The 16,371-nt window shown below is 70.7% G+C and carries 14 protein-coding genes; 8 read left to right on the forward strand and 6 right to left on the reverse strand.

Annotation, left to right across the window (positions count from 1 at the left end; genetic code table 11):
• Positions 1-653: 653 nt before the first annotated feature.
• Entirely contained in the window at positions 654-1,850 is a 1,197-nt protein-coding gene (locus tag BMX74_RS13350; protein WP_091100531.1) for an NAD(P)/FAD-dependent oxidoreductase, read from the reverse strand.
• A 51-nt stretch (positions 1,851-1,901) separates the two neighbouring features.
• The gene (locus BMX74_RS13355) at positions 1,902-2,753 is read right to left on the reverse strand and encodes an SDR family NAD(P)-dependent oxidoreductase (protein WP_091100533.1); all 852 of its coding nucleotides are present in this window, start codon (positions 2,751-2,753) and stop codon (positions 1,902-1,904) included.
• 258 nt (positions 2,754-3,011) lie between these two features.
• On the opposite strand from BMX74_RS13355, the gene BMX74_RS13360 reads away from it, so the two are divergent.
• The 6 genes from BMX74_RS13360 (at position 3,012) to BMX74_RS13385 (ending at position 10,875) form a co-directional block, all read left to right on the forward strand.
• Positions 3,012-3,953: an RNA polymerase sigma-70 factor gene (locus BMX74_RS13360; protein ID WP_091100535.1), complete on the forward strand. Its 942-nt coding sequence runs from the start codon at positions 3,012-3,014 to the stop codon at positions 3,951-3,953.
• Between the two features lie 291 nt (positions 3,954-4,244).
• Positions 4,245-4,457 (forward strand): hypothetical protein, encoded by a 213-nt coding sequence (locus BMX74_RS44055; protein WP_177227317.1) that lies wholly within the window; start codon positions 4,245-4,247, stop codon positions 4,455-4,457.
• A 182-nt stretch (positions 4,458-4,639) separates the two neighbouring features.
• A complete protein-coding gene (locus tag BMX74_RS13370) occupies positions 4,640-5,869 on the forward strand; it encodes a cytochrome P450 (RefSeq protein WP_091100539.1) in 1,230 nt (409 codons plus the stop codon).
• 137 nt (positions 5,870-6,006) lie between these two features.
• Positions 6,007-6,735 carry an SDR family NAD(P)-dependent oxidoreductase gene (locus tag BMX74_RS13375; protein ID WP_055504582.1) on the forward strand — a complete coding sequence of 243 codons (729 nt, stop codon included), beginning with the start codon at positions 6,007-6,009 and terminating at the stop codon, positions 6,733-6,735.
• A gap of 1,006 nt (positions 6,736-7,741) precedes the next feature.
• Positions 7,742-10,042, forward strand: coding sequence for a sodium-translocating pyrophosphatase (locus BMX74_RS13380; protein ID WP_091100787.1), 2,301 nt, complete (start codon positions 7,742-7,744; stop codon positions 10,040-10,042).
• 305 nt (positions 10,043-10,347) lie between these two features.
• A complete protein-coding gene (locus BMX74_RS13385; RefSeq protein ID WP_420538127.1) occupies positions 10,348-10,875 on the forward strand; it encodes a SixA phosphatase family protein in 528 nt (175 codons plus the stop codon).
• Here the strand turns inward: BMX74_RS13385 and serB are convergent.
• The 4 genes from serB to BMX74_RS13405 all read right to left on the reverse strand — a co-directional run bounded on the left by serB (position 10,862) and on the right by BMX74_RS13405 (position 14,458).
• Positions 10,862-12,082 (reverse strand): phosphoserine phosphatase SerB, encoded by a 1,221-nt coding sequence (gene serB / locus BMX74_RS13390; RefSeq protein WP_055504584.1) that lies wholly within the window; start codon positions 12,080-12,082, stop codon positions 10,862-10,864. The genes BMX74_RS13385 and serB overlap by 14 nt on opposite strands.
• An 80-nt stretch (positions 12,083-12,162) precedes the next feature.
• Entirely contained in the window at positions 12,163-12,696 is a 534-nt protein-coding gene (locus BMX74_RS13395) for a DUF11 domain-containing protein (RefSeq protein WP_055504585.1), read from the reverse strand.
• A 101-nt stretch (positions 12,697-12,797) separates the two neighbouring features.
• Entirely contained in the window at positions 12,798-13,805 is a 1,008-nt protein-coding gene (locus tag BMX74_RS13400; protein ID WP_055504586.1) for an S-adenosylmethionine:tRNA ribosyltransferase-isomerase, read from the reverse strand.
• On the reverse strand, positions 13,802-14,458 hold the full coding sequence (locus BMX74_RS13405) for an SDR family NAD(P)-dependent oxidoreductase (protein ID WP_091100542.1): 657 nt from the start codon (positions 14,456-14,458) through the stop codon (positions 13,802-13,804). The genes BMX74_RS13400 and BMX74_RS13405 overlap by 4 nt, the downstream gene beginning before the upstream one ends.
• Positions 14,459-14,550: 92 nt before the next feature.
• Between BMX74_RS13405 and BMX74_RS13410 the strand changes: the two genes are divergently transcribed.
• The gene (locus BMX74_RS13410) at positions 14,551-15,693 is read left to right on the forward strand and encodes a GAF domain-containing sensor histidine kinase (RefSeq protein WP_055504588.1); all 1,143 of its coding nucleotides are present in this window, start codon (positions 14,551-14,553) and stop codon (positions 15,691-15,693) included.
• A gap of 31 nt (positions 15,694-15,724) precedes the next feature.
• The gene (locus tag BMX74_RS13415; RefSeq protein ID WP_055504589.1) at positions 15,725-16,369 is read left to right on the forward strand and encodes a response regulator; all 645 of its coding nucleotides are present in this window, start codon (positions 15,725-15,727) and stop codon (positions 16,367-16,369) included.
• Positions 16,370-16,371 lie beyond the last annotated feature (2 nt).

The following is a 16,371-nucleotide window of genomic DNA, read 5'->3' on the forward strand; positions in this document are numbered from 1 at the left end:
ATTTCGCGGCTTAGTTGTTCAGGTAAGGGGGTTTCGCTTCAGTAAGAATGGGAAAAGTAATTTACTCGTCTCTTGGTCCAGGCGCTTTCCCTGTTTGCTCGGGTCTCGCGTCGCCGGGGCCCGCCTGTTCGGGCTTGTGCGGGGCTGTAGTGCGGCTGTCAGGGGTGGGCGTGCGCATGTGACGGCATTGCGCCCGGCGGGGGAGTTCGTGGCACAGCGCGGCGCTCAGGGCGTTGGGATGCGGGCCGGTGTCCTCGCCGCGGGTGCCAGTGTTGGAACGCCGCCGTCCGGCATGTGGGCCGCAACTACCTGCGCGCCGCGAAGAACTACACCGCCGCCACCCCGCACCTGCCGGCCCAGGCGCTTGGCGGCGGGTTGGCCGCCGCGATCGACGGCATGAGATTGCGTGGTCCCCGTCCCAGCTTTTGATGGCCGAACCCAACCGGAAACACTTCGGACCCAAACGCGGAATGACGCTCCTGAACGCGATCAACGATCAAGCGTTCGGGTCGGCCATGAACGTCCAGTTCGCCGACATCAGCGGTGACGGCAAAGCCGACTGTCTGGTCATCTATGACGGCGGCTCGGTCCGCGCCTGGCTGAACCGCGGCGGCAACTGTGAACCATCCCACGGACCACGGCCCGGTCCCCGCTTACGCGAGCGCCTTCTCGGCCGACACACCCGGCGTGGCGGCCAGGCGGCGCTTGCGCTTGGGCAGGCCGAAGGTCGGGTGCGAGATGCCCCACAGCGATATCTGGAGGATGCCCGACTTGATCCGCGCGGCCTTCCGGCCGCCCACGTACTTCGGCTTCGCTCGCGCTTCGTCGTCGACCATCTGCAGGATCCCGTCCCGCCGTCCGAGGCTGATGTGGTTGCCAGGGTAGTCCAGCTTGCTCTTCGCAATCTCGCGGCCGGTCAGGCGTCCCACGATCGCGTCCGTGGCCTGCCGGCCGGTGGAGCCGGCCGACGCGCAGGACATCGGCAGCGGCCGGCCGTTGTCGCCGATGGCGTGGGCGCTGTCGCCGGCGGCGTAGACGTTCGGGTGCGAGACCGACCGCATGGTGTCGTCGACGACGATCTGACCGTTCTCGGTGACCTTCAGCCCGCTGGCGGCGGCGATGGGGCTGACCGAGAACCCGGCCGTCCACACGGTTGCGTCGGACGCCAGGGCGGTGCCGTCGGCGCACAGCACCCGCGTCGCTTCGACGGCTTCGACGCTGGTGTGCTCCAGAACGGTGATGCCCAGCCGGTCGCAGGCCTGACGCAGGTGGCTGCGGGCTCCGTCGGAGAGCCGGGCGCCGAGCTCGCCGCGGGCGATGAGCGCCACCGACAGGCTGGGCCTGGATTCGGCGAACTCGGTGGCGGTCTCGATGCCGGTCAACCCGTCGCCGACGACCAGCACCCTCCCGCCTCCGCCCCGCCTGACCAGCCTGTCCAGGCGCTCGCGCAGGCGCAGCGCCGCGGGGCGGGCGGTGACGTGGAAGGCGTGCTCGGCCACGCCGGGGACGCCGTGGTCGGCGACGTGGCTGCCGAGTGCGTAGACAAGCGTGTCGTAGCCGAGTTCGCCGCCGTCGGCGCCAGCGATGGCGACGACCTGGCGCTCGGGGTCGACGGCGGTGACCCGGGCCAGGCGCAGCCGTATCCCCGTGCCGGCGAAGACGTCGGCGAGTTTTGGAGCCTCGATCTCGTGGCCGGCCGCGAGCTGGTGCAGCCGCAATCGCTCAACGAAGTCCGGCTCAGCGTTGACCACGGTGATCTCGGTGTCCGCCGGGGACAGCCGGCGGGTCAGGTTCCCGGCCACGTAGGCTCCGGCATAGCCGGCGCCCACGACGACGATGCGGTGCTTCATGTGTCGCTCCTGTCGGTTCGCTTGCTCTGGGTGAGTTGACTCGGCCGTGCGTCACCGGTTCTCTTGATCGAGGTTGCCGTGAGCCTGCGCCGACAGGTCCTGCCAGTCGGCCCAGGTCTTGAGCCGGTCGGCGTACACCTGCTGGAGCATCGGGTAGAAGCCCAGGCCGAAGAGCACCCGCAGCGGCGGGTCGTCCGAGTCGACGATCTTGAGGAGCGCCTGGGCCGCGGCGGCCGGGTCGCCGGCGGGCTGCTTTCCCGCGAATGCGGCGATGCGCCGGCGAAGGCCGTCGTAGATCGGGTTGGGCTCGGCCAGGTGGCCGTTGTTCAGCGGGTCGGGGTTCCTGCCGGACCTGGTGGCGAAGCCGCCGGGCTCGATCACGGTCACCTTGACGCCGAAGTCGGCGATCTCTTGGGCGAGGGATTCGTTGAGGGCTTCCAGGGCCCACTTGGAGGCGCTGTAGGCGCCGCTGAGCGGCATGGCGATGAGGCCGGCGGCCGAGGACAGCTGGATGACGTGCCCCGAACCCTGCTCGCGCAGGTAGGGCAGCGCGGCCTGGATCACCCACACCGCGCCGAACAGGTTGGTCTCCAGTTGGTCGCGCAGTTGCCGCTCGGTCAGCTCCTCGATCGCGCCGACCTGGGCGTAGCCGGCGTTGTTCACGATGACGTCGAGCCGGCCGAAGTGCTCCTTGGCCCGCTTCACACTCTCGAAGACGGCGCCCTTGTCGGTCACGTCCAGCTCAAGCGGAAGCACCGCCTCGCCGTAGGCGGACACCAACTCGTCAAGGCCCGCGACGGTCCGTGCGGCCGCGGCCACCTCGTCGCCACGCGACAGGGCGGCCTCGATGAAGGAGCGGCCCAGGCCGCGAGACGAACCAGTGACGAACCAGACCTTGCTCATGATGTCTTTCCGTTCTTCCTGCGTTGGCGGTTGTGCGGCGGTCACCACGCAACGGGGCCGAGGCGATCAGCTGGGGGGAGTTGTGCGCTGCGCGCATCGTTCTCGTGGCGTCCTGGCGACCATGCGGCGTCGACGCCCCGAACTTTGTGACAGTCCGGTCGTGTGACGTGTGTCACCGCTCACCGGTGTCACACAGCGGCGGGCGCCGGCGCCTTGTGCATGGAGCAGGAGTAGCGGGTGAACAGGCAGGAGCCAGGAATGAACGGGCGCGAGGATGCAACGACGGGCACAGCCGAGCCGACGGCGGGTGGCGGCCGAACGGACCCGGCGACCGAGGCATTCCTCGCCCATCGCAATCTGCTGTTCACCGTCGCTTACGAGATGCTCGGCTCGGCGGCCGACGCCGAAGACGCCCTGCAGGAGACCTGGCTGCGGTGGATGAAGGTCGACCTGGAGCAGGTGCTCGACCAGCGCGCCTACCTGGTGCGGATCGTCACCCGGCGCTCGCTCGACCGGCTGCGTGCCATGAAGCGCCGCAAGGAGGCGTATGTCGGCCCCTGGTTGCCCGAGCCGCTGCTCACCGCGCCGGACGTGGCCGAGGACGTCGAGCTCGCCGAGAGTGTGTCGATGGCGCTGATGCTCGTCCTGGAGACGCTGTCGCCGACCGAGCGTGCCGTCTTCGTGCTGCGCGAGGTCTTCGACGTCGGCTACGACGAGATCGCCGCCGCCGTCGGCAAGACCCCCGCGACCGTGCGCCAGATCGCGCACCGCGCCCGGCGGCACGTCGATGCCCGCCGCCCGCGCGAGATGGTCTCCCCGAGTCAGACCCGGGCAGTGCTGGCCTCGTTCCAGCGCGCGGTCGAGACCAGGGACCTGCAGGGCCTGCTCGACGTGCTCGCCCCCGAAGTCGTCCTGATCAGCGACGGTGGCGGCGTCAAGCAGGCCGCTCCGCGGCCGATCATCGGCGCCGGCAAGGTGGCCCGCATGATCGTCAGCGGCCTTGGCAAGGCCCAGATCGCGCTCGCCGGCGAGCTCACCGTGGTCAACGGCAACCCGGCACTCCTCCTGCACGTGGACGGCGACATCGACGGCGTCATAGCAGCCCGTGTCGAGGACGCCCGCATCGCCGGCCTCTACTACGTCCGCAACCCGCGGAAGCTGACCCGCATCGCATCGGAGACCCCACTCACGCTGAGGTGATCCGTCAGCCGCCGTGCCTTGATCAGGGCATCGCGACATTGCGGAGCATCCCGAGCGAAGGCATCCACTCATCGGCACACGTGCGTACCGGCCTGCCCCGTCACCGTGTGAATCACACAAACGTTGTATTCGAGGAGTAGACATGGCCGTTCAGGCCCCGCTGGCAGCCGACACACCACCGTCACCCTGGTTGACGGTGCTCAGGGCGGTCGTCCTGCTCCCTGTCAAATACTTCGACCCCACTCGTCCGGCCTCCTTGGCCGACTGCTGCCGCCCGGGGCGGGTGGCCAGTTGCTGCGCTCCACCGCGTTCTTCGACGGCCACGGCGCCACCCACTCCGTCATCGTCCTGGTCATCTGGCTCATGCTCGGTGCCATGCTGTGCCTGGCCAGCGGCCTGTGCGCGCCGTGCCGCCACCGTCTCCACGGGCCCCATGAGGACGGCCGCATCACAGGCCTCTCCTACGCGTCCGCGATCCGGAGATGTCGTCCCCAGCGGATCTGAGACTCCGCATCACCCCGCGATGAACACCGGTGACGAGACGGCCCACAGCCTCGGGGTGACACGGACGCGACGGTGCGCGACAGACGCCTGCCGCCCTACGCGGAACCGGCGGTGTCGATCATGCTCCCGAGGCCGCCACAAGCAGAACAAAGTCCGCCAGAGCTCATACTGGGAGGTCATTCATGACGAGGAACGTAGCCGACACCGGCGAACTGGCCGGTCTGGAACTGCCGGTCGGGCGGAGCTGCCCGTTCACCCCGCCCGCCGCCTACGAGCGACTGCGCGAGCAGGCGCCGATCAACAAGGTCCGGCTGGCAGGCGGCGGCGAGGCGTGGTGGGTGTCCGGGCATGAGGAGGCCCGGGCCGTCCTCATCGACAGCCGCTTCTCCTCCGACAAACGAAAGGACGGCTTCCCGCTCTACACCCTGGATGCGGCGACCCTGCAGCAGCTCCGCAGCCAGCCGCCGTTGATGCTCGGCATGGACGGCGCGGAGCACGCCGCGGCGCGTCGCGCGGTGATCGGCGAGTTCACCGTGAGGCGGCTGGCCGCACTGCGCCCGCGGATCCAGGACATCGTCGACCACTTCATCGACGACATGCTCGCCGCCGACCAGCAGCCGGTCGACCTGGTGCAGGCGCTGTCCCTGCCGGTGCCCTCGCTGGTCATCTGCGAACTGCTCGGCGTCCCCTACACCGACCACGACTTCTTCCAGAGCCGCACCGCCATGATGGTGCGCCGGACCTCGCTGGAGGACCGGCAGCGAGCCTTCACCGAACTGCGCGCCTACATCGACGACCTGATCACCCGCAAGGAGTCCGAACCCGACGACGACCTGTTCAGCCGGCAGATCGCCCGGCAACGCCAGGAGGGCACCGTAGACCACGCGGGCCTGGTGAGCCTGGCCTTCCTGCTGCTGACCGCCGGACACGAGACCACGGCGAACATGATCTCCCTCGGCGTGGTCGGGCTGCTCAGCCATCCGAAGCAACTGGCCGCGGTCAAAGCCGACCCGAGCAGGACGCCCATGGCCGTGGAGGAACTGCTGCGCTACTTCACCATCGCCGACGGGGTCACCTCCCGGGTGGCCACCGAAGACGTGGAGATCGGCGAGGTGAGCATCAAGGCCGGCGAGGGCGTCATCGTCTCGATGCTGTCGGCCAACTGGGACCCGGCGGCGTTCGAGGACCCGGGCGAACTGGATGTCGAGCGTGGGGCCCGCCACCACCTCGCCTTCGGATTCGGCCCGCATCAGTGCCTCGGCCAGAACCTGGCCCGGATGGAACTGCAGATCGTCTTCGACACGCTGTTCCGTCGCATCCCCACTCTGCGGCTTGCCGCACCGGCCGAGGACCTGCCGTTCAAGACCGACGCCGTCATCTACGGCGTTCACGAACTCCCGGTCACCTGGTGAGCAGGACATGACGCGCATCAAAGCGGACACCCGTCTCTGCGTCGGCTCCGCCCTGCCCCGGGTGGACCACGCGTCCGTCACAGGAATCGGGTCGGCACCGTCACATGGTCGTGAGTACAACGACGTCAGGAGAGAACATGACCTCAGCATTGATCTCTGGAGCGAACAAAGGCCTGGGCTACGAGGCGGCACGTAGGCTCGGAGAGCTGGGCTGGACGGTCTTCCTCGGCTCACGCGACGAGGGCCGGGGAAGGGCCGCCGCGCAGAAGCTGGCCGCCCAGGGCGCACACGTCATCATGGTCCCGTTGGACGTGACCTCGGAGGAGTCGGTGGCCGGGGCCGTGCGGCTGGTCCGGGAGCACACCGACCGGATCGACGTGCTGATCAACAACGCCGGCACGCCGGGCGGCGGTGTCAACCCGGCGGACGCGACGGCCAAGGACATCCACGCCGTCTACGACACCAATGTGTACGGCCCGGTCCGGGTCACGCACGCGTTCCTGCCGCTGTTGCAGGCGGCCGAAAACCCGCGGGTGGTGATGGTCACCGGCGCCGGGGGGTCTGTCGCCGTCGTGACGGACCCCAGGCAAGCCGTCTCGAAGATGTACGAACTCGCCTACACCTCGTCGAAGGCGGCGCTGAACATGATCACCGTCCGATACGCCCAGGCGCTGCCGGCCATCAAGTTCAACGCGGTGACCCCCGGAGAGGTCGCCAACGGCAGGTTCACCGCCACCGACATGAACATCCACACGGGCGAGCTGACGGTCACCGAGGGCAGTGATCCGATCATCGAGCTCGCGACGCTCGCGTCTGACGGGCCGACCGGGATCTTCATCGATCGCCTCGGCTCCATCCCCTGGTAGAACATCGCAGAAGGGAGAGACCGCTGGGCAGGGGTTGGTGCCGTCGCAGGCTCCTGACCACCGCCGCCAACCGCGAAAGCGCGCGGCGGCAGGTGTTCGGGGAGCAGCCCGATGACCAACGGCTGTGGGTCGAGACCGGCGAGCCCTGGTAGGCCCAGGGCCTGAACACGGTCACGGCCGCCAAGGTCGACCGGTACGTGGCCGCGGTGGAGGCGTTCGCGGCAAGTGACACGGTCGTCCTGGCGCTGGCCGATGAGCCGCCGCGGGCACGATCGAGGCGACGCCGGCCAGGTCGGACCTGGAACTGGGCGTGGAGACCTTGGACGCTCGCGGGGGGCCGACGGGCCTCTGCCGGGGGAGGTATCGGGCCTGCGAGGGGGAGGCGCCGGAGGAGGCGGGGCTGGAGGCGCGGCCGGGGTGAGCACGTCATACCCGAGCCGTAGCCCAGTTCGTGCGGCAGGTGCTCCGGGGCCATCCCGGGGTGCGGCACGAACAGGATGCCCTGCGAGGCCGGCCGGTCATGCGGCTCGACCACCGCCCGCAGTCCATGGCTGACCTCCCATGGCTTCAGCCTGCACACCCGTGCTCCTCCCTTGAGCTACAGCGAGAGATCAAAACACAACAAAGATCATTCTTTTAGGGGCTCTTGGAGAGCGCCTTCCGGCCCCCGGCGGGGCTTTGGGTTGCGGGTGGTCGGAGGTTTCGGGTGGGCCGGAACCCAGGGTTATCATGGCCGTAAACACGCGGAAATTCTGTGTGTCAGAACTCAAAACGGGCTGCTGTCAGGGGATTACTGGACGCGTGCACAAATAGCGGTGTCCAGAGCCTTCATATCCGTTCAGTGCCTGCGTAGACTCCCGGCACCGGCCAAGGTGATCCGGCGGAACCGCGGATTCAACCGGAAGCGGCACCCACAACCCGGATGGTGCCGCACCCGCCCGCCGAGTATTGCAGCACCGCCCGGGCAGGACGACCGGTCTTGCCGAGGAGAACGATGATCAGGCACATGCTGGCAGCGGAGCCAGCGTCAAATCTGGCCCTGAGCGGAAACAATCTCACCATCGTGATCGTGGTCGCCGCGGTCGCACTCATCGCGCTAGCCGTCGCCGGCGGTCTGGTACGTGAAGTGCTGTCCGCCGGCCAGGGCACCGAACGCATGCAGAACATCGCCCGTGCCGTGCAGGAGGGCGCCGCGGCCTACCTCGCGCGCCAGTTCCGCACCCTGGCGATCTTCGTCGTCATCATCCCCTTCCTGTTGCTCCTGCTACCGGGCGAGGCCGACGTCCGGATCGGCCGCTCCATCTTCTTCGTCATCGGGGCGGTGTTCTCCGCCCTGACCGGGTTCATGGGCATGTGGCTCGCGGTACGCGGCAACGTGCGTGTCGCGGCGGCCGCGAAGGAGTCGGGCGAGAAGCGCGCCATGCGGGTCGCGTTCCGCACCGGCGGCGTGGCCGGCATGTTCACGGTGGGTCTCGGGCTCCTGGGCGCGGCCGTGGTGGTGCTCGTCTACCAGGGTGACGCGCCGAACGTCCTGGAGGGCTTCGGTTTCGGCGCGGCGCTCCTGGCGATGTTCATGCGTGTCGGCGGCGGCATCTTCACCAAGGCCGCGGACGTCGGCGCCGACCTCGTGGGCAAGGTCGAGCAGGGCATCCCCGAGGACGACCCGCGCAACGCCGCGACGATCGCCGACAACGTGGGCGACAACGTCGGCGACTGCGCGGGCATGGCGGCCGACCTGTTCGAGTCGTACGCGGTGATGCTGGTCGCCAGCCTCATCCTGGGCAAGGTGGCGTTCGGCGAGCAGGGGCTGATCTTCCCGCTGATCGTCCCGATGATCGGCGTGCTGACGGCGATCATCGGCATCTTCGTCACGCGGCTGCGCGACGGCGACCGCAACGGGATGGCGGCGATCAACCGCAGCTTCTTCATCTCGGCGGCGATCTCGGCGGTGCTGGTGGCGGGGGCGGCGTTCCTGTACCTGCCGGAGAGCTTCAGCGGCCTTTCGGGCGCGGCGGTGCAGTCCGACGCGAACCCGCGGCTCATCGCGATCGGCGCGGTGCTCATCGGCCTGGTGCTGGCCAGCGCCATCCAGCTGCTGACGGGCTACTTCACCGAGACGAACCGCCGCCCGGTGAGGGAGATCGGCGAGAGCTCGCGCACCGGCCCCGCCACGGTCATCCTGGCGGGCATCAGCGTCGGCCTGGAGTCGGCGGTCTACTCGGCGCTCATCATCGCGGGCGCGGTGTACGGCGCGTTCCTGCTGGGCTTCGGCAACGTGACGGTCGCGCTGTTCGCGGTGGCGCTGGCGGGCACGGGCCTGCTGACCACGGTCGGCGTCATCGTGTCGATGGACACCTTCGGCCCCGTCTCCGACAACGCGCAGGGCATCGCGGAGATGTCGGGCGACGTCGAGGGCGAGGGCGCGCGGGTCCTCACCAGCCTCGACGCGGTCGGCAACACGACGAAGGCCATCACCAAGGGCATCGCGATCGCCACGGCGGTGCTCGCGGCGACGGCGCTGTTCGGCGCGTTCCGCACCTCGGTGGAGACGGAGCTGGCCAAGGCCACCGCGTCGATCAAGGGCGCGCTCGGCGCGTTCTCCACGTTCAGCCTGAGCGTGGACCAGCCGAACGTGCTGGTCGGCCTGGTGGTCGGCGCGGCGGTGGTGTTCCTCTTCTCCGGCCTGGCGATCATGGCGGTGGGCCGCGCCGCGATGCGCGTGGTCTTCGAGGTACGCGACCAGTTCCGCAACAAGCCCGGCATCATGAACGGCACGGAGAAGCCGGAGTACGGCCGCGTCGTGGACATCTGCACCCGCGACTCGCTGCGCGAGCTGGCCACGCCGGGCCTGCTGGCGGTCATGACGCCGATCGCGGTGGGCTTCGCCCTCGGGTATGCCCCGCTGGGCGCGTTCCTCGCGGGCGCCATCGCGTGCGGCACCCTGATGGCGGTGTTCCTCGCGAACTCGGGCGGCGCCTGGGACAACGCGAAGAAGCTCGTCGAGGACGGCCACCACGGAGGCAAGGGCTCGGAGTCGCACGCGGCGACGGTCATCGGCGACACGGTCGGCGACCCGTTCAAGGACACCGCGGGCCCGGCCATCAACCCGCTGATCAAGGTGATGAACCTGGTGGCGCTGCTGGTGGCGCCCGCGGTGGTGCTGTACGCGGGCAACCCGGCCGTGCGGATCGTCGTCACGGTCGTGGCGGTGGTCGTGGTGGTGAGCGCCATCGTGATCTCCAAGCGGCGTTCGGCCACGGAGGAGCCCGCGAGCGACAACCGCGCGCAGCAGCCCGTCGCCTCGTAACGCACAGGCGACGCACAGTCGGCGCACAGGGGCGCAGCCTCACGACGACGCCCGCCCTCGAACCCTCGAGGGCGGGCGTTCGCGCGTCCCCTGTACGCCAACGGCGAGGCGGCCGCGAGGGCCCACCGGCCCGTTCGCGAGCGGGCGGGCGAACCGCGATGAGCGACCTCCGAGGGGCGATGGGAGACTGGGCGCATGGAAGACAAGCGGCCGAACGGCGGTAAGGCGCTGGGCATGATCCTGCTGGCGATGCTGGCCATCCTGGCCGTGATCGTCGGTCTGTCCGTGTGGGCGTCGAGGACGGGATGACCGGGTTGCGCACTCTGATTCTGCTGCGTCACGCGAAGGCGGCCCAGGTGCCGGGGCTGGCCGACAGGGACCGCCCGCTGACGGGCCGCGGCGAGCGCGACGCCGCGCGGGCGGGTGAGGAGCTGCGGGCCGCGGGGCTGAACCCCGACGCGGTGCTGTGCTCGCCGGCGCTGCGCACGAGGCGTACGGCGGAGCTGGCCTTCCCCGAGGCGGAGATCAGTTTCGAGCGCGACATCTACGAGGCCTACCCCGAGGAGTTGCTGCGCGTGCTCCAGCGGGTCAGGCCCGAGGCGGGCACGGTGGTGCTGTGCGGGCACAACCCGGGCGTGCACGAGCTGTCGCTGCAGCTCGCCGGGGGCGACTACGGCTTCAGGCCGGGGACGTTCGCGGTGATCGGGGTGGAGGCGGCCTGGGCCGACCTGTGGCCGGGCGACGGCCGCCTCGTCACGGTGTGGGCCCCCAAGGACCACGAGGACCCCGAGGACCCCGAGGGGGGCCTCAGGGAGGGCGTCAGCGCGGGCTGAGGGCGCCGTCCTCGGCGTCGGCGGCCTCCACCTCGTCCCGCGAGATGCCGAGCAGGTAGAGGATCGAGTCGAGGTACGGCGTGCTGACGCTGGTGTCGGCGGCCTGGCGGACGACCGGCTTGGCGTTGAACGCGATGCCGAGCCCGGCCGCGGCGATCATGTCGAGGTCGTTGGCGCCGTCGCCGATGGCCACGGTCTGGCTGATGGGCAGCCCGGCGGCGCGGGCGAAGCGCTCCAGCGCGCGGGCCTTGCCGGGCCGGTCGACGATCTCGCCGACGACCTTGCCGGTGAGCTTGCCGTCGACGACTTCGAGGACGTTCGCGGCGGAGTAGTCGATGCCGAGCTCGTCCACGAGGGCGTCGGTGATCTGGGTGAAGCCGCCGCTGACGATGGCGAAGCGGTAGTCGAGCCGCTTGAGCGTGCGGACGAGGGTGCGCGCGCCCGGCGTGAGCACGACCTCCTGGCGCACCTGCTCGAAGACGGACTCGGGCAGGCCCTCCAGCAGGGCCACGCGGCGGCGCAGCGACTGGGCGAAGTCGAGTTCGCCGCGCATGGCCTGCTCCGTGACCCTGGCGACCTCCTCCAGGCAGCCGGCGTGGGCGGCCAGCAGCTCGATGACCTCGCCCTGGATGAGGGTGGAGTCGACGTCCATGACGACGAGCCGCTTGGCGCGCCTGGACAGGCCGGTGCGCTGGACGGCGACGTCCACCTCCTGAGCGGCGGCCTCGGCGGCGAGCTCGATCCTGAGCGCGTCGGGGTTGGCGCCGGAGACGGACAGCTCGATGCAGGTGACGGGCCACTGGGCGAGCCGCTCGATGCGGTCGATGTTGGCGCCGGCGGCGGCGATGCGCCCGGCGATGCCGGCGATGGCGGCGGGCTGCAGGGTGGTGCCGAGGACGCTGACGGACAGCCGCCCGCGGCGGCGCTGCTCCTTGCTGAGGGAGCCGGTGGAGAGCTCGACCTCCATGCCGAGGTCTTCTGCGACGCGCTCGACGGCGGTCCACATGGCGCCGAGGGTGGTGCCGGTGCCGGTGGATGGGCCGCCCGCGTAGGCGACGAGGACGCCGAGGGTGAGCCTGCCGCGGATGACGACCTGCTCGATGTCGGCGATGGTGACGGGGAAGCCTGACAGCACCGAGAAGAGCCGCGACGTGACGCCAGGACGGTCGGGGCCGGTGAAGGTGATCAGGAGGGTGCGCTGGTCCACATCCAGCCACGGTACTGCGCCCGGTCCGATGCTCGCGAAACAGGTTCGTCATTCGGACACGGGCGCAGTGACCTGCGCGACTAGCGGACGATCTTCGTGTTGACCGGCTTGTTGTAGAACCACTTCTTGAAGCCGAGGCGGTCGATCTCCTCCTTGTCCAGGTTCTCCATGCCCGTGGGCACGTCCCAGACGATGGCGCCGAGCTCGGCCTTGGCCACGCCCTTGGTGGTGGGCTTGAGGGCGACGGTGAGGTTCAGCCAGTCGCTGTCGCCCTTCTCCAGGACCCAGGGGCCCCAGCACCAGAAGTCGCGACCTCTGAAGTCGCACTCGGTGCCCTTGGGGACGCGGTAGTTGACCCGGTCCTTGATGCCCTTCGGCAGGACGCCGCCGACCCAGTAGTAGTCGGCGTCGTACGGGCCCTTGTTGGTGACGGTCAGCTTGTAGGTGATCTTTCCGCCACGCTTGACGATTTTCGGTGCCTTGACGGACACGGCCAGCACCGAGTACGGGTCGTCCGCCTTGGTGGCCGTGGAGGCGGAGGCCGGGGCCGCCGGAATCGCCAGCGCACCGGCGACCATCGCCAGAGCAGCGGCCTTGAGCAGGGAGTTGCGCATTCAACGTCTCCGATAGGAAGTGACACGGGGACGCGGATTGTCCAAGCCCCCGTAAATACCGGCTGTTCCTATCACAAGGGCAAAATCTATGTAAAGCTTCTTTAATCCAGAATCATGTGCGTGTCGCCGAACTCATGCCACAGATATCCCGCACGCAGCGCCTCCTCGTACGCGCGGGCCAGGACGCGCTCCCCGGCGATCGCCGTGAGCATGAGCAGGTGGCTGGAGCGTGGCTCGTGCAACCCGGTGATGAGGCCGGTCACCGCGCGCACCCCGGTCTCCGGCGTGACCAGGTGCGTCGTCCAGCCCGACGCGGCGGCGACCCGGCCGTCGCCGTCCACGGCCGTCTCCAGGGCGCGCACCACCGTCGTCCCCGACGCCACCACGCGGTTGCCGTTCTCCCTGGCCAGGTTCACCAGGCGGGCCGTGGACGCCGGCACGTCGAACCGCTCGGCGTAGGGCGGCTCGTCCTTCTCGGGCGAGGCCACGCCCGTGTGCAGGGTGACCGGCGCGACGGTGACGCCGCGCGACACCAGCGCGGTCACCAGCTCGGCGCTGAACGGCCGCCCGGCGCTCGGCATCTCCGCGCTGCCCGGCACCGCCGCGAACACGGTCTGGTAGGCGTCGATGGGCCAGTCCCGCTCCACGTACGAGTAGCGGATCGGGACGCCGTACGCGCTCAGGTAGGGCTCGACGTCGCGGTCCAGCGCCGCCCGCCACAGCCGCGGCGTCACGCGGCCGAGCAGGCGCAGGGTCGCCCGCCCCGGCAGCGGCAGCCACTCGCCGGGCTCGCCCCCTCGGTACGGCTCGTACGAGCGGCCCGCGCGCCGGCGCAGCTCGACCAGCCACGTCCCGTCCTCCTGCGCGGTGGAGAAGTGCACGGCCAGCCGGTCCAGGCGCACGGCGGCGGGCAGCGTGGCCGAGTTGTTGACCACGACCAGGTCGCCGGGTTCGAGCAGGGCGGGCAGGTCGGTGAAGCGGCGGTGCCGCGGCGGCAGGTCGCCCTGGGAGACGAGCAGTCGCACGCCGTCCCTGCGCAGCCCCCGCGCCTCGGGCGGCTCGTGCGCCGACAGCTCGGACGGCAGCGCGAAGTCGGGCGCGGCGGTCACCGCAGGCTCACTTTCCCGCTGGCGGGGCGGGAGCGCACCAGGTCGTGCAGCGACGCCGCCACCTTCGCCGGGTCGGCCGCGCCGGCGGCCTCCTCGGCGCCCACGGCGTCGGCCAGCATCCGGGTGTTCATCTCGCCGGGATCGACCCACCACACGCGCACGCCGGGCTCCTCGGCGGCCAGCACGTTGGACAGCTGCTCCAGGGCGGCCTTGGTCGCGCCGTAGCCGCCCCAGCCCTCGTACGCGCCCGTGGCGGCGTCGGAGCTGACGTTCACGACCGCGCCGCCCGATCGGCGCAGCGCCGGCAGCGTGGCCTGGACGAGCGCCAGCGGAGCGGTCACGTTCGTCTCCAGGAGGGCGCGGAACGCGTCCAGCGGGTAGGCGGCGAGGGCGGGCAGCGGCGTCGGCCCGAGGCCGCTCGCGTTGTTGACGAGCAGGTCCAGCTCGGGCACCGCCTGGGCGAGCCGTGCGACGTGGGCGGCGTCGGCCACGTCGCCCGCGAGGGCCGTCGCGCCCAGCTCGCCGGCGACCCGTTCGAGGTCGGCCGAGCCGCGCGCGGTGATCACGAGGTTCCAGCCCGCCGCGGCCAGCGAGCGGGCGAGGGCGAGACCGAGGCCGCGGGAGGCGCCGGTGATGAGTGCGGTGTTCGTCATGCCTCGACGGTAGGAACGCCGCGTTCCGCCCACATCGGGCGCGAGGTCTGGGCGCGTCTGGGCACTTGGTCCTAGGACTTTAGAGTGGGGGCGTGACCCGTGAGCGCGACGAGATCCTGCAGGCGGTGAGTTCCGCGGTGCTGGCCGTCACCCGGCACCTGTCGGTGCGCGAGGTGCTCCAGGTGATCGTCCGCTCGGCGCAGCGGCTGCTCGACGCCCGCTACGCGGCGCTCGGCGTGCCCGACGACGACGGGTCGTTCGCGGAGTTCGTGGCCGAGGGGATCACCGACAAGCAGTGGGAGGCGATCGGCCCGATGCCGCGCCAGCACGGCATGCTCGGCGCGATGCTGCGTGAGGGCACGCCGGTGCGGCTGCCCGACCTGCGCGAGGACCCGCGCTTCGAGTGGTGGCCGAAGGCCCACCCCGTGATGAAGGACTTCCTCGGCGTGCCCATCCGCGACGCCGACCAGGTGCTCGGCATCATCTTCCTGGCCAACAAGCGCACGCCGGGCGGTTTCACCCCGCAGGACGAGGAGCTGCTCACGCTCTTCGCCGCGCACGCCGCCATCGCCCTCACCAACGCCAGGCTGTACGAGCGGGGCCGCGAGCTGGCCATGCTGGAAGAGCGCAACCGGATGGCCAGGGAGCTGCACGACGCCGTCACCCAGAAGCTGTTCTCGCTGAGGCTGACCGCGCAGGCCGCCGCCGCGATGCTGGAGAGCGCGCCCGCCAGGGCCGCCGCCGAGCTCGAACGCGTCGAGCGGCTCGCGGGTGAGGCGCTGGCCGAGCTGCGCGCGGTGATCGTGGAGCTGCGTCCCGCCGAGCTCGACAGGCACGGCCTGGCCGAGACCCTGCGCAAGCACGTCCGCATGCTCGACCGGCTGCACCAGGCGCGGGTGACCTTCGCGTGGGGTGGCGAGGACGACGGTGACGGGCAGGGCGGGCTGCCGCCGCTCGACGCGGCCGTGGAGGTGGCGGTGCTGCGGGTGGCGCAGGAGGCGCTGCACAACGCGCTCAGGCACTCCGGCGCCGAGCGCGTCGAGGTGCGGCTGGGCTTCGGGGGCGGCAGGCTGGCCCTGACCGTGAGCGACGACGGCCACGGCTTCGACCAGGCCGGCTCGCGCGGTCTCGGGCTGGTGTCGATGGGCGACAGGGCCGAGTCGGTGGGCGGGGCGTTGACGGTGTCCTCGGCTCCGGGACGGGGGACGACGGTGCGGGTGGAGGTCGGGCTGTGATTCGGGCGGCGGTGCGGGTGGAGGTCGGGCTGTGATCCGGGTGCTGGTCGCCGACGACCACCCGGTGGTGCGTCAGGGCCTGCGCACGTTCCTCGACCTGCAGGACGACATCGAGGTCGTCGGCGAGGCGGCCGACGGCGAGCAGGCGGTGACCCTGGTCGCGGATCTGGCCCCCGACGTGCTGCTGCTCGACCTGAAGATGCCGGTGCTCGACGGGCTGGGGGCGCTCGGGCGGCTGTCAGGGACGTCCACCAGGGTCGTCGTGCTGACCTCGGTGAGCGACCCGTCCGACGTGGGGCCCGCCATGCGGGCGGGGGCCTCGGGCTTCCTCTACAAGGACGTCGACCCGCAGGCGCTCGTCCAGGCGGTGCGGGCGGTGCACGGCGGGCAGGTGCTGCTCGCGCCCGAGGCGGCCGAGGCGGTGCTGGCCGCGCCGCCGCCGCCGGGCGACGGCCGGCGGCAGGACGCCGCCCCGGCCGGGCCGGCGCCGCTGACCGAGCGCGAGCGCGAGGTGCTCGCGCTGATCGCGGCGGGCCGGTCGAACAGGGAGATCGCGCGGAGCCTGGCCGTCGCGGAGAAGACGGTCAAGACGCACGTCTCGAACGTGCTGATGAAGCTGGGCGTGCAGGACCGCACGCAGGCCGCGCTCTACGCGGTGCGGCACGGCCTGGCGTGAGC

Origin of the sequence: Nonomuraea pusilla, assembly GCF_900109355.1 — a bacterium.
Taxonomy (GTDB): domain Bacteria; phylum Actinomycetota; class Actinomycetes; order Streptosporangiales; family Streptosporangiaceae; genus Nonomuraea; species Nonomuraea pusilla.